A 14,028-nucleotide genomic window follows, 5' to 3' on the forward strand; every position below is an offset into this window, starting at 1 on the left:
ATTACGGTTTCTTACGATTAGCCTTCGATTTTTACGACGACAACCGATTTTGCCGGAATATCGAGCAGCAATTTGCCGCCCGCGATCCGCCCGCCATTAAAAGGCGCGGGCGCGATCTCTTCCTTCTGCCCCGGCGTATTATGCGCGTCCAGCTTGGCCGCCGTCAGCACCTGCCCGGAAACCTTGGTTCCCTTCAGCCCGCCAAGGTCGAGCGAGAGCTTATAGCCCTTGTCCTTGTCGGCATTGGCCACCGCCACATAGGTCTTGCCGTCCTTGGCCTTGGCCGCGCTGACGGTAAAGGCGGGGAAAGATCCGCTCTCGGCCTTAAGCATGGGCGCGGGCGCATTCACCGGAATGAAGGTGGCATCCTGAAACGGCGTGTACATGGCAAAGGTGTAATAGGTTGGCGTCTTGGCCAATTTATCACCATCTGTCAGCAGCATGGCCTGAAGCACGTTCACCGCCTGGGCAATATTCGCCATCCGCACTCGGTCGGCATGGGCATGGAAGATATTCAGCGTGATCCCCGCCACCAGCGCGTCGCGCAACGTGTTCTGCTGATAGAGATGGCCCGGTTCCGTGCCGGGTTCGGTGCGATACCATGTGCCCCATTCATCGACGAACAGGCCGATCCGCTTTTTCGGGTCCACCTTGTCCATCACCGCCTCATGCCCGCGCAGGATCTCTTCCATGCGCGAGGCCTGATAGAGGATCTCGTTCCAGTGCGAGGCGGGAAAACCGGTGGCCATGGCGCTGTCGCGTTGCGCCCAGTCGCCATGCCACACGGTGTAGTAGTGCAGCGAGATGGCATCCATTTGCTCGCCTGCATTTTTCAGGACGACTTCCATCCATTTGGTGTCGTCATTGTTCGGACCCGATGCGACCCGGAGAGCCGAATTGTCATTATGCATATGGAAGGTTGCGCCGTTCTTGTGAAAGAAGGTTGCAAATTTCCGATATTCATTTGCGAAGTATTCCGGAGTCTGCGCGCCGCCGCATCCCCATGCCTCGTTGCCGATGCCCACGAAATCGACCTTGAAGGGCGCGGCATGGCCATTGGCGCGGCGCTCCTGCGCCAGCGTGTCCTCGCCCCTGGACGTCAGATAATCCATCCATTCGCGCATGACGGCGGGCGTGGCCGTGGCCATGTTGATGGCGACATAGGTGTCGGTGTTGATCTGCTCGGCAAAGTCGAAGAACTCGTGGGTGCCAAAGGCGTTGGTTTCCAATCCGCCCCACCAGTCATTCTTGCGCACCGGACGCTTGGCCGAAGGGCCGATGCCGTCGCGCCAGTTATAGATGTCGGCAAAGCACCCGCCCGGCCAGCGCACCACCGGCACCTTGATGGCTTTGAGCGCCTCGACCACGTCGCTGCGCATGCCGCGCGTGTTCGGGATCGCGCTGTCCGGCCCGACCCAGATGCCATCATAAATATCGCGGCCCAGATGTTCGGCAAATTGCCCCTGAATATGGCGCGCAATGACCGGGCCGGGCTGGTCGGCCCGGATCGCCCCGTTGATGACGTCCTGCGCGGCGGCAGGGGTTGCAAAGGCCACCGCGGCGGTGGCCATCAGCGAGGCGATCCGGCGCATCGGCCTTATTCCTTCCAGCTCTTGGCGGGCAGGGTGATGCTCACCTTCTCGCCCAGATGTTCCGCATCCCGGCCCAGCGCAAAGCCATAGGCGCCCTTGGGCGTGACCCACTGCCCATCCTTCCAGTCGGCCAGCAGGCGCGGGTCGATGGTCAGCGTGACGGGCTTGCTCTCGCCTGCCTTGAGCGAGACGCGGGCAAAGCCGACAAGGCGCTGCTTCACTTCGCCATTGCGGATGGCCAGATAAAGCTGCGCCACTTCATCGCCATCGCGGGCGCCGGTGTTCTTGACCGCGAACGTGGCGGTCAGGCCCTTGAGGGCAAGGCCGCCGGTCTGGAACGTGGTGTAGCTCAGGCCGTAGCCGAAGGGGAACAGCGCCTTCTGACCCTTGCGCGCGAACCAGCGATAGCCGACGTCCGAGCCTTCGATGTCATAATCGGCATGAAGCTGATCGCTGCCCGAGGTGGGGTCGCCGGCAAAGTTGGGTTCAACCCAGTCGCTGCCGTCCAGCTTGGGACGGGGCAACTGGTCGGTGCTGGCCGGGAAGGTGATGGGCAGGCGGCCGCCGGGGTTGGTGTCGCCAAACAGCACGCTGGCGATAGCCTCGCCGCCGCGCGCGCCCGGATACCATGCCTCGACCACGGCCTTGACCTTGCCCAGCCACGGCATCGCCACCGGCCCGCCATTTTCCAGCACGACCACGGTGTTCGGATTGGCCGCCGCCACCGCCGCGATCAATTCATCCTGACCGTTCGGCAGATGCAGGTCGGGCACGTCCAGACCTTCGGTGGTATATTGCGTGGCAAAGATCACTGCGATTTCGGACTGCCTGGCCTTTTCCACCGCATCGGTGATGTAGCGGCCATCGCGGAAGGTCACCTTAGCCTGAGGGGCCTGCTCCTTGATCGCCTTCAACGGGCTGGAGCGGTGATAGTTCTGGCCGATGAGGCCCGCCCAGACGCCATCGCCCATGATGGGGATCGTCACGGCCGGGCCGCCTTCGCCCTGAACCTGCGACGAACCGCCGCCCGACAGCACGCCGCCATCGGCAAAGCCGCCAATCACGGCAATCGACTTGGCGGTCTTCATCAAAGGCAGCAGCCCGCCTTCATTCTTGAGCAGGACGATGCCCTGCTTGGCGGTGTCCTCGGCCACTTTGGCATTGGCGGCGAAATCGATCTTGCCGCCCTTTTGCGCGGGGAACTTGTCGATGCCCGCCGCATAAATCGCGGTCAGCACGCGGCGGTTCATGTCATTGAGGCGCGCCGCCCATTTCGGGTCGGCCTTGGCCTTGGCGGCCAGTTGGTCGGTGAAGAACACGCCCTTGTCGAGCTGTTCGCCCGATTGCTGGTCAAGCCCGTTGATCGCGGCCTCAACGCCCGGCACCGCGCCCCAGTCGGACATGACAAAGCCCTTCCAGCCCCAGTCCTTCTTGAGCACCTTGTTGAGCAGGAAATCATTCGAACAGGCATTGGCGCCGTTCACGCGGTTATAGGCGCACATCACCGAGAGGGGCTGGCCCTGTTCGATGCCGATCTTGAAGGCCAGCAGGTCGGATTCCTTGGCCGCCGCCTCACCGATCTTGATATCGACATATTTGCGGCCGGTTTCCTGACCGTTCAGCGCGAAATGCTTGATCGTGGAGATGATGTGGTTCGACTGGATGCCGCGGATCGCCGCGCCCACCAACATGCCCGACAGCAGCGGGTCTTCGGACAGATATTCAAACGTGCGGCCATTGCGCGGATCGCGCATCAGATTGACGCCGCCCGCCAGCAGGACGTTGAAGCCCTTGGCGCGGGCCTCGCCGCCGATCATCGCGCCGCCGCGATAGAGCACATCCGGGTTCCACGTGGCCGCCTGAAGCACGCCGGAGGGAAGGGCGGTGGCCCCATCCTTGCGCAGACCCATCACATAGGACACGCCCAGCGAAGCATCCGATTCTTTGAGAGCAGGCACGCCAAGGCGATCAATCCCGGCCACATAGCCAGCCCCCGGCACCGCATCGGCGGGGATCTTCGTCGTGCCGATGCCCAGATCCATCGGCATGATGCCATGGGTCAGGATGGTCTTTTCTTGCGGAAGCATCGCCTTGACGGCGGCGGCGGCGCGGGCGTCGGCCTTGGCCACATCCTGCGCATTGGGGGCCTGCGCGGCGGCGGGCTGGGCAGCAAGAGCCAGCGCCACCGCGCTGATCGAAGTCCAGACCTTGGGGGTGCTCATCACTGTCATCCTCGTATGTTCAGATAGGCAATAGTGCGAAGGGGCACACATAAAAAAAGCGGGTGCGGCCAAAGACCGCACCCGCCCTCCCTCATGGCTCGTTTGTGTTCACTTAGAACTTCACACCGGCGCGGACGCCATAGGTGCGCGGTTCTTCCATGGTCACGGCGGGCGTATTGCCGGCCACGGCGTTGGCCACGGTGATCACGTTTTCCAGATTCTTGGCATAGCCCTGAATGTACCAGCGGTCGTGGGGCGCCTTGTAGGTCAGCGTCACGTCGGTCTTGGTATAGCTGGGCATACGGAACTGATAGAGCATGTTCAGGTCAGAGATGTAATATTCGGACGAGAGCTGGGTGCGTGCTCCGGCTTCAACATGGCCGCCATTGGCCAGGTCAAAGTTGCGGGTATAGCCAAAGGTCGCGGTCCACTTGGGCGCGTGATCCAGTTGCTTGCCGCTGAAATTCACCGTCTGGCCCGAGGAGTTGGTGGGCGAGAAGCTCGAGAAGCGAGCGTTGGTGTAGTTCAGCGCAATGTTGAACGTGTCATCCGAAGTCGGCTTCAGGATGGTTTCGGTTTCCACGCCGTCGATCTTGGCCGTGCCCGCGTTCTGGATCAGCGTCTGCAACACCTTGGCGCCGGTGGTGGCGTCGGTCAGCGTGGCAGCCTGCGAAAGCTGGAGGTTGCTGTAATCATAGTGGAAGGCCGAAGCGTTGAAACGCACCTTGCCGTCAGCGAACTTGAACTTCACGCCGCCTTCATAGGCGGTGAGCTGTTCGGGGTGATAGTAGAGCTGACCGGCGCTGAGCGCGCAGCCCAGACCCGAACCGCTGACGCAGCCGTCGTTGAAGCCGCCCGCCTTATAGCCGGTCGAGACGTTGAAATAGGCAAGGCCCAGGCCCGGCACGTCATAGTCGACGCCGACCTTCCACGTCACCTTTTCGAACGTGGCCGAGGCGATGTTCAGGTTGAGCGTGCAGGTGGTGCCCACGCACTGCGAACCGAATGCCGAGGGGACCGAGGCCTGATTGGGGAAATACAGCACCGTGGCGCCGTTGCGCGACTTGAAGTCGTTGGTGTAGCGCACGCCGCCCGTGATGTGCAGGCCGGGCTGAACGTCATAGGTGATTTGGGCAAAGCCAGCCTTCGAGCGCGACACGGTCGGGCCCTGCGGGAAGGCGTAACCCGAAGCGCCGCTGTAGACCATCGAGGAGAGCGGGTTGCCCAGCGTATAGTTCAGATACGACTTTTCCTCGAAGAAATAGCCGCCTGCCTGACCATGCAGCTTGTTGCCCTTGCCGAAGGCCAGACGCAGTTCCTGCGAATTCTGGTGATAGCGGCCCCAGAAAGTCGCCGGGTTTTCCAGCACGCCAAGGAACAGCAGGTCCTGTGTGAAGTCCTGCTTAGATTCGCGATACGAACCCAGATAGGTCAGATCGATCGTGTCGGTCAGGTTGTAGGTGAACTCACCCATCACACCCTTGGTCGTGTTCCACTTATAGCTGGAATACTGCTGACCATAGCCCAGACCGCGATAGGCGTTCGCGCTCTTGCCCGAGATGAAGGTCGGGTTCACGCCCACGGTGCCGGTGTTGGTGTAGAAGTTGCTGAGCGGCACAACGTTGGTCATCGAACCGCGCTGGCTCGAATAATCGCCGCGCACGACGAACTTCAGGCGGCCGATGTCGCCGCCGAACGACAGGCGGGTCGAGAAGATCTTGCGATAGGGGTTGAGCGGATAGGCCGGGTTGGTGGCCGTTTCCAGAACGTTGCCGTCCTGACGGTCAAAGTTGGCGGCCAGACGGATGCCCAGCGAATTGCCGATCGGCGCGTTGATCATGCCGGTGTAGTTCTGGCTGTTCAGATTGCCGACCTTGGCGTCGAACGAACCTTCCCACTTGGCCTTGGGGCGGGCCGACTGAACGTTGACGACGCCTGCGGTGGTGTTGCGGCCATAGAGCGTGCCCTGGGGGCCGCGCAGCACTTCAACCTGCGCCACGTCGAAGAAGGCGCCCTTCTGGTCCTGCGGGCGGGCGATATAGATGCCGTCGAGCAGGAAGGCGGCCGAGGGGTCGCCCTTTTCGGTGCCGTCGGTGCTGGTCACGCCGCGGATGGCGATGCGTACGCCGTCGCCGCTTTCGGTGATGGCAAGGTTGGGGGCAACCTGGGCCAGCGAGCGCGGATCGGTGATGCCGGCGCTGCGCAGGCTGTCGCCGGTCACGGCGGTCATGGCGACCGGGGTCTTGGACAGCAGGGTGCTCTGGCGGGTCGCGGTCACCACGATGTCGCCCGAATTGGCGGCGGGTGCCGGAGCGTCGGCGCTCTGGGCAAAGGCGGGGGTCGCGACGGACAGGGCAAGGGCAACGGCAGCGCCGCCCAGCAGATGCGTCTTCATGAAATTCCTCTCTATCAAACCGGCTAAAGATTTGGGGGCAGCGCGCTTTGGGCTGCTCGGTCTTCGGCTGGCGCGGAGTTGGCGGGGCCTGTCAGCGCTGTCAAGGCGGCTTGGTAAAAGTCCTACCAATTGATGGGTGATTCTTGCGTATTTACTTCTCGTTGTTGCGAAAATGGCACAGGCAATCCTGTCATTCCGTTCGGAAATGGCAGATTTTGGCCATTCTTTGATCTGGCGCAAACATCCCATATCGGCGCTGGTCAAGGCGGCGATGGGGCGCTAGGCTTGTATTAGTTTATCAAAATATCTGGGGAAGCTGAGATGGCGCCGCTCAAGAAATCCGCTCTGGCATCACTGTGTTTCGGTGCGATTTCAATGATATTGCCGGGAAATGCATGGGCCCAGGCGGCGGCCAAACCCAAGGACCGCGCGACCTTGCCGCAAAGCGTGCTGTTCGGCGCGGCCTATTACGACGAATATGCTCCGACCGACCGGCTGGACGAGGATGTCGCGCTGATGAAGGCGGCGCATATCAGCGTGGTGCGCATCGCCGAATCGACATGGGGCACGATGGAAACCGCGCCCGGCGTGTTTGATTTCCACCATATCGACCGCACTCTGGCCGCGATGCAGAAGGCCGGGATCAAGGTTATCATCGGCACGCCGACCTATGCCGTGCCGACATGGCTGGCGCGCCAGCATCCCGATGTGCTGGCCATCACGCCGCAGGGGCCCTACACCTATGGCCGCCGTCAGAATATGGACATCACCAGCCCGGAGTTCCGAAAGGCGGCCGAGCGCGCGATTGTCGCCCTGATCGACCATGTGAAGGACAATCCGGCGGTCATCGGCTATCAGCTCGACAATGAAACCAAGGCCTATGGCACCAGCGGCCCCAATGTTCAGGCCGCTTTCGTCGAGCATATGAAGCAGAAGTTTGGCGGCGATCTGGATGCACTGAACAAGGCTTACGGCCTTAACTACTGGTCCAACCGCATCAACCGCTGGGAGGATTTCCCTTCCGTCAACGGCTCGATCAACGCCAGCCTGAGTGCCGCCTTTGCCGAGTTTCAACGCGGGCTGGTCACCGAATATCTGGGCTGGCAGGCGGGGCTTGTCCGCGCCCATGCCCGCAAGGACCAGTTCCTGACCCAGAATTTCGACTTTGAATGGCGCGGCTATTCCTATGGCGTCCAGCCCGATGTGAACCACTGGCAGGCCGCGCGCAGCCTCGATGTGGCGGGCGTGGACATCTATCACCCCGGACAGGACAAGCTGACCGGCACGGAAATCGCGCTGGGCGGCGATCTGGCGCGCTCGATCAAGAATGGGCAGAATTACCTCGTGCTGGAAACCACCGCGCAAGGCTTCCCCGAATGGACGCCCTATCCGGGGCAATTGCGTTTGCAGGCTTTCAGCCACCTGGCCTCGGGCGCCAATATGCTGGAATATTGGCATTGGGGCACCACGGCCAATGCGATCGAAACCTATTGGCGTGGGCTGTTGTCTCAGGATTTCAAGCCCAACGCCACCTATCGCGAGGCCGCCACGATCGGCGCGGATCTGGCGCGGCTCGGGCCGAAACTGGTCAACATGACCAAGACGAACAAGGTGGCGATCTATGTCAGCAACCGTGCCCTGACCGGCTTTGACAGTTTCAAGCCGCAGGGCGAGGGCCGCGCCATCGGCTATAATGACGTGCTGCGCGGCTATTACGATGCGCTCTATCGCATGAATGTCGAGGTGGACTTCATCACGCCTGATTCCACCACGCCGCTGTCTAATTACAAATTCGTCGTGGTTCCCGCGCTTTATGCCGCCAGCGATGCCGAGATCGATAGGCTCAACGATTACGCCAAGGCGGGCGGGCATCTGCTCTATACGTTCAAGAGCGGTTTTTCCGACGAGAACGTCAAGGTCCGCTATGCCGATCAGCCGGGCCGCATCGCGCAGGCCGCCGGCATCCGCTATCAGCAATTTGCTGCACCCGTCGGCGTTTCCCTCGATGGCGACCCGTTCCATGTGGGCGATGCGGCCAACAAGGTGCGTTGGTGGATGGAATTTGTCGAACCAACCACAGCCAAGGTTGTGGCCCGTTACAAACATCCTTCATGGCCCTCCTATGCCGCGATCACGCGCAATGCATGGGGCAAAGGGCAGGTGACCTATGTCGGCTTTATGCCGGGCGATGAAACCATTGCCGCGCTGCTCAAGGATGAGGTGGCGCAGGCTGGGGTCGGGGCCGAGCAGGTGCAGTTCCCGCTGATCCTGCGTCAGGGCGTGCTGAGCAATGGCCACAAGGTGCGTTATGTGTTGAACTATTCGCCCACCCCGACAACCTATGCTATCCCGGCCGCATCCGCCGAGTTGCTGAGCCAGCGCAAATATGGCGCGGGGCAAAAGCTGGAACTTGGCGCATGGGGCGTGGGGATTCTGGAAGAGGATCGCTGAAACAGTGAACGGGGCGAAGGTTATGAATCTGGGGGCAGTAATTTGACCGAGCCGGAAGAAGGCGCCGAGAAAAAGGCCAAGCGCGGCACGGGGCGCCGGTTGCAGGGAGCCATCGCGCATCGGCTGGGCACGGATATCGTTTCGGGCGTCTATGCCCCCGGCACGGTGCTCTCCAGCGAGGTCGAATTTGCCGAGGCGCTGGACGTCTCGCGCGGGGCGCTGCGCGAGGCGATGCAGGTGCTGACGGCCAAGGGGCTGGTGGAAAGCCGCCCCAAGGCGGGGACGCGGGTGCTGCCCCGCACGCGCTGGAATTTGCTCGATCCCGATGTGCTGGGCTGGGCCTTTTCGGGCGAGCCGGACCCGGCGCTGGTGCGCGGCATCTTTGAACTGCGCGCGGTGGTCGAACCGGCGGCGGCGCGTTTCGCCGCGCAAAGGCGCGACCGTGAGGATCTGCGCGCGATGAAGGATGCGCTGGCCGCGATGCGCCGCCACACGCTGGCCACCGATGCGGGCAAGGCGGGCGACCGCGATTTTCACGATGCGATCCTGCGCGCCACGCGCAATCCCGCGCTGGTTGTTCTGTCGGCCAGCATCGGTGCGGCGGTGCATTGGACGACGCAGTACAAGCAGCGCTCGCGCGCCCTGCCGCGCAACCCGATCCCCGATCACGCCAAGGTCTATGAGGCGATTGCCGCAGGCGATGGCGATGCCGCCGCCGAGGCGATGCGCGTGCTGGTCGACCTGGCGATGAAGGACACCGCCGAGGAAATGGGGCTCAGCGCGCTGCCCCAGCCGGGGATGGACCCGGCATAAGGAAAGGCCGGGTTGCGATGCCGCCCGGCCTTTCCTGCCATTACCGCACCGCCGAGCGTTGAGGCCGAGCAGTGCGGTTCTTGATCAGTGATTGTCGCGTTAGTGATTATCTCTGGGCAGGCCCATGGTCTGGGCGATGCGCTGATACTTTTCCGCGCCTTCCAGAATGGCGCCGCTGTTCATCTGGCCCACCAGCGCGCGCTGGATTTCCTGCCAGGGCGTCTGGCTGGCCGGATAGGCATAGCCGCCCGCCTCGATCAGGGCCTTGCGGCGCGCATCGAGCTCCTCATCGGAAATCAGCACATTGACCGTGCCTTTGCGCAGGTCGATCCTCACCCGGTCGCCGGTTTTCAGCAGGGCAAGGCCGCCATTGGCCGCCGCTTCGGGCGAAGCGTTGAGGATGGAAGGGCTGCCGCTGGTGCCCGACTGACGTCCATCGCCAATGCAGGGCAGGGCCGAGACGCCCTCGGTGATGAGATAGGCGGGCGGGCGCATGTTGACGACTTCGGCCGCGCCGGGATAGCCGATGGGCCCGGCCCCGCGCATGAACATCAGCGTTTCGGGCGTGATGCCGACGGCGGGATCGTCGATGCGGTGGTGGTAATCCTCCGGCCCGTCAAACACGACCGCCGGGCCTTCAAAGGCCTCCGGGTCATTGGGGTTGGACAGATAGCGGGCGCGGAATTCCTCCGAAATCACGCTGGTCTTCATGATCGCCGCATCGAACAGATTGCCCGACAGCACGAGGAAACCGGCCTCTTCCTTGATCGGCTGGTTGAACGGGCGGATGACCTTTTCATCCTCGATCGTGGCGGCCCGGCAATTCTCGCCCATGGTCTTGCCATTGACGGTCATGGCGCCTTCGCGGATCAGGCCCTGACCCATCAATTGCGCGACCACGGCGGGCACGCCGCCCGCGCGATAGTAATCCTCGCCCAGATATTCGCCCGCCGGTTGCAGGTTCACCAGCAGCGGGATCTTGTGGCCAATATCCTGCCAGTCGGACAGCGGCAGTTCGACGCCGACATGGCGGGCAATCGCGGCCAGATGGATCGGCGCATTGGTCGATCCGCCGATGGCCGAATTGACCGCAATGGCATTGTGGAACGCATCCAGCGTGAGGATGTCGGAGGGTTTCAGATCCTCATGCACCATCTGCACAATGCGCTTGCCGGTGTGATAGGCGCATTCCTGACGGTCGCGATAGGGGGCCGGGATCGCCGCGCTGCCGGGCAGCATCATGCCCAAAGCCTCGGCAAGGCTGTTCATCGTTGTGGCCGTGCCCATCGTGTTGCAATAGCCGGTGCTGGGCGCGCTGGAGGCGACGAGCTTGATAAAGCCTTCGTCGTCAATCTCGCCCGCAGCCAGCATCTGGCGGCCCTTCCACACGATGGTGCCGCTGCCGGTGCGCTCGCCCTTGTGCCAGCCATTGAGCATCGGCCCGACCGAGAGTGCAATCGCGGGCAGGTTGACCGTGGCCGCCGCCATCAACAGCGCGGGCGTGGTCTTGTCGCAGCCCGTGGTCAACACCACGCCATCGAGCGGATAGCCATAGATCGCCTCGACCAGACCCAGATAGGCCAGATTGCGGTCGAGCCCGGCGGTGGGGCGCTTGCCGGTTTCCTGAATCGGGTGGACCGGGAATTCCAGCGCGATGCCGCCCATTTCGCGGATGCCCTCGCGGATGCGCTCGGCCAGCACGAGATGGTGGCGGTTGCAGGGCGAAAGGTCGCTGCCGGTCTGGGCGATGCCGATGATCGGCTTGCCGCTGCGCAATTCCTCAAGGCTGATCCCGAAGTTCAGATAGCGCTCAAGATAGAGCGAGGTCATGTCGATATTGTCGGGATTGTCGAACCATGCGCGGCTGCGCAGCTTTGTCTTCTCGGTCATCGAAACTTCCAATCAATGCGAAACGGAGAGGCGGTAGATCATGGCATGGCGATAAGGCTTGCCCGGATCGACGCGCGCGGAAATGAAATTCTGGTGATTGGGCGCATCGGGAAACTTCTGCGGCTCCAGCGCGATGCCGTCGCCCATGCGATAGAGATGGCCATGCTTGCCGATCAGCGTGCCATCCAGGAAATTGCCCGAATAGAATTGCAGGCCCGGCTCGGTGGTCAGCACCTCCAGCATACGGCCCGAGGCCGGATCAACCAGCCGCGCGGCCAGTTGCGGGGTGGCGGTCAGACCCTTGTCCAGCGCGAAATTATGGTCATAGCCGCGCCCGGCAACGATCTGGTCGTCATGGCCGTCGCGCAGGGCATCGTTCAACCGGCGCGCTTTGCGGAAATCGAACGCGCCGCCCGCCACCTTGCGCAATTCGCCGGTGGGGATCAGCGTGGGCGAAACCGGCGTATAGGCGCCGGCCGGAATGGTCAGGCGATTGTCCATCGCGCCGCCGGGGCTGCCTTCGCCCGCCATGTTGAACAGCGCGTGATTGGTCATGTTGACGATGGTGGGCTTGTCCGTCTCAGCTTCGAACAGGATGCCCAGATTGCCCTTTTCATCAAGGCTGTAGGTGACGCGGGCCTTGAGCGTGCCGGGATAGCCGGAATCGCCATCGGGGCTGGTGTGGGTCAGAACCAGCCGCGCCACCGGGCCGGAGGAGATCGATTCCACCTTCCACAGCACCTTGTCAAAGCCGCGCCCGCCGCCATGCAGCGTCTGCCCATGATCGTTTTGCGGCAATTGATAGGTCTTGCCGTCCAGCGCAAAGCGCCCATCGGCGATGCGATTGGCAAAGCGGCCGATGGTGGCCCCGAAATAGTTGGGGTGATTCACATAGGAATCGAGATCGTCATAGCCCAGTGCAACATCGGCCTTGCGCCCTTTGGCATCGGGCGCGATGAGCGATTGCAGCGTGGCGCCATAGGCCAATATCCGCGCCGAAACCCCATTGCCCGCGCTCAGCGTCACCGCCTCGACCACCGCCCCATCGGGCAGTTTTCCTGCATTTTCGCGCTGTGCCGTGACGGCCATGGCATCATTCGCCATCGTTGCCGCACAAAGGGCGGCGATCGATGCGAGGGCGTAAAATTTCATGCCTCGTCTCTCCCGGCAATCGTGAGCCATTGACGCGGCCCTGCGCTCTCTATAGTCCGACAAATATGATGAGCGCAAGTCGCTATGCCAGAGCAATGGCAAGCGCCCGGCTTTTGAGAGGATCGAGATGGCCCCCCCTGTAGGTACGAGTGCGAATGTCGCCGCGATGGATGCGTCCCACACCGATGGCCATGGCCATTATGGTCGCGCGCTGTCGCTGCTGGCCACGCTGTTTTTCATGTGGGGCTTTATCACGGTCATCAACGGCACGCTGCTGCCCCATCTGCGCTCCGTCTTCGAACTGAGCTATTTTCAGGCGGCGCTGATCGAATCGGTGTGGTTCATCGCCTATTTCTTCGCCTCGATTCCTGCCGCCATGCTGATCGAGCGGATCGGTTATCAGAAATCGCTGGTCACGGGTCTGCTGATCATGGCGGGCGGGGCGGTCGGCATGATGGTGGCGGCCTCGATCCCCTCCTATGGCATCACGTTGGTCATGCTCTTTGTGATCGCCAGCGGGATCACCCTGCTGCAGGTCGCGGCCAATCCCTATGTGGCGGTGATCGGCCCGGCTGAAACCGCCTCCTCGCGCCTCAATCTGGTGCAGGCGATGAATTCGGCAGGCACGATGCTGGCGCCGATGTTTGGCGCATGGCTGATCCTTGGCCGGTCCAAGGGCGGTACGGCGGCGGCGGGCACGGTGCTGACCCCTGCAGAACGTTTGGCCGATGCGCATTCGGTGATCCTGCCCTATGGCATTGTCGCAGTGGTGCTGACGGTGCTGGCCATCGTGATCGCGCGTTTCCCCTTGCCCGCCATTGGCGCCGCCAATCGCCGGGTCCGCGAAGCCACGGCCGAAGGTTCGCTCTGGAGCCGTTTCTGGAACCATCCCCTGTGGCAGCATCGCAATCTGGTGCTGGGGGTTCCCGCGATCTTCATCTATCTGATCGCGGAAATCGGGGTCGGCAATCTCTTCATCAACTTCATCAGCCGCCCCGACATCGGCGGCATGACCGCCGAACAGGCCGGGCGCTATCTCACGCTGCTGTGGGGCGGGATGATGGTGGGCCGGTTCATCGGTTCGGCCATTATGCAGAAGGTCGATGCCGGGATCGTGCTGGCGGTGTTTTCGATCGGCGCCTTTGTGGTGATGAGCATCACGGTGGTATCCTCCGGCCCGGTGGCGATGTGGGCGCTGATCCTGGTCGGCCTGTTCCATTCGATCATGTTCCCCACGATCTTTACCCTTGGCATCCGCGGCCTTGGCCCGCTGACCGAGGAAGGCTCGGGCCTGCTGATCATGGCGATTGCGGGCGGCGCGCTGGTGGCGGTGCAGGGCTGGCTGGCCGACCGTTACGGGTTGCAGACCTCCTTTATCCTGACCGCCGTGTGTGAGCTTTACACCCTGTTCTATGCGCTGTGGGGTTCGCGCCCCACCCATGCCCTGCCTGATCTTGAGGTGGAATGATTTTACTCTGACTAAACGCATCCGCGATGGTCGGTAGTGTTCAAT

At 62.5% G+C, this 14,028-nt stretch carries 8 protein-coding genes; 3 read left to right on the forward strand and 5 right to left on the reverse strand.

Annotated features, from left to right (window positions below):
- Window positions 1-17: 17 nt before the first annotated feature.
- The 3 genes from BGP00_RS17625 to BGP00_RS17635 all read right to left on the reverse strand — a co-directional run bounded on the left by BGP00_RS17625 (window position 18) and on the right by BGP00_RS17635 (window position 6,209).
- A complete protein-coding gene (locus tag BGP00_RS17625) occupies window positions 18-1,592 on the reverse strand; it encodes an alpha-L-arabinofuranosidase C-terminal domain-containing protein (RefSeq protein WP_292691543.1) in 1,575 nt (524 codons plus the stop codon).
- Window positions 1,593-1,597: 5 nt separating this feature from the next.
- Window positions 1,598-3,814 carry a glycoside hydrolase family 3 C-terminal domain-containing protein gene (locus BGP00_RS17630; protein WP_292691541.1) on the reverse strand — a complete coding sequence of 739 codons (2,217 nt, stop codon included), beginning with the start codon at window positions 3,812-3,814 and terminating at the stop codon, window positions 1,598-1,600.
- Window positions 3,815-3,926: 112 nt separating this feature from the next.
- Entirely contained in the window at window positions 3,927-6,209 is a 2,283-nt protein-coding gene (locus tag BGP00_RS17635) for a TonB-dependent receptor (RefSeq protein WP_292691539.1), read from the reverse strand.
- Window positions 6,210-6,530: 321 nt separating this feature from the next.
- Here BGP00_RS17635 and BGP00_RS17640 point away from each other — a divergent pair, with 321 nt between their 5' ends.
- Both BGP00_RS17640 and BGP00_RS17645 read left to right on the forward strand, forming a co-directional pair.
- Window positions 6,531-8,660, forward strand: a complete 2,130-nt coding sequence (locus BGP00_RS17640) for a beta-galactosidase (protein WP_292925796.1) — start codon at window positions 6,531-6,533, stop codon at window positions 8,658-8,660.
- A gap of 42 nt (window positions 8,661-8,702) precedes the next feature.
- Window positions 8,703-9,473, forward strand: coding sequence for a FadR/GntR family transcriptional regulator (locus BGP00_RS17645; protein WP_292691535.1), 771 nt, complete (start codon window positions 8,703-8,705; stop codon window positions 9,471-9,473).
- Window positions 9,474-9,572: 99 nt separating this feature from the next.
- Here the strand turns inward: BGP00_RS17645 and BGP00_RS17650 are convergent, their stop codons facing one another.
- Together BGP00_RS17650 and BGP00_RS17655 are read right to left on the reverse strand one after the other, a co-directional pair.
- Window positions 9,573-11,363 carry an IlvD/Edd family dehydratase gene (locus tag BGP00_RS17650; protein WP_292691533.1) on the reverse strand — a complete coding sequence of 597 codons (1,791 nt, stop codon included), beginning with the start codon at window positions 11,361-11,363 and terminating at the stop codon, window positions 9,573-9,575.
- Window positions 11,364-11,375: 12 nt separating this feature from the next.
- Complete coding sequence (locus BGP00_RS17655) at window positions 11,376-12,515, reverse strand: aldose epimerase family protein (protein WP_292691531.1); 1,140 nt, start codon at window positions 12,513-12,515, stop codon at window positions 11,376-11,378.
- A 127-nt stretch (window positions 12,516-12,642) separates the two neighbouring features.
- Here BGP00_RS17655 and BGP00_RS17660 point away from each other — a divergent pair, with 127 nt between their 5' ends.
- Complete coding sequence (locus BGP00_RS17660; RefSeq protein ID WP_292691529.1) at window positions 12,643-13,983, forward strand: sugar MFS transporter; 1,341 nt, start codon at window positions 12,643-12,645, stop codon at window positions 13,981-13,983.
- The last annotated feature ends 45 nt before the right edge of the window (window positions 13,984-14,028 follow it).

Origin of the sequence: Novosphingobium sp. 63-713 (genome assembly GCF_001898925.1) — a bacterium.
Taxonomy (GTDB): Bacteria; Pseudomonadota; Alphaproteobacteria; order Sphingomonadales; family Sphingomonadaceae; genus Novosphingobium.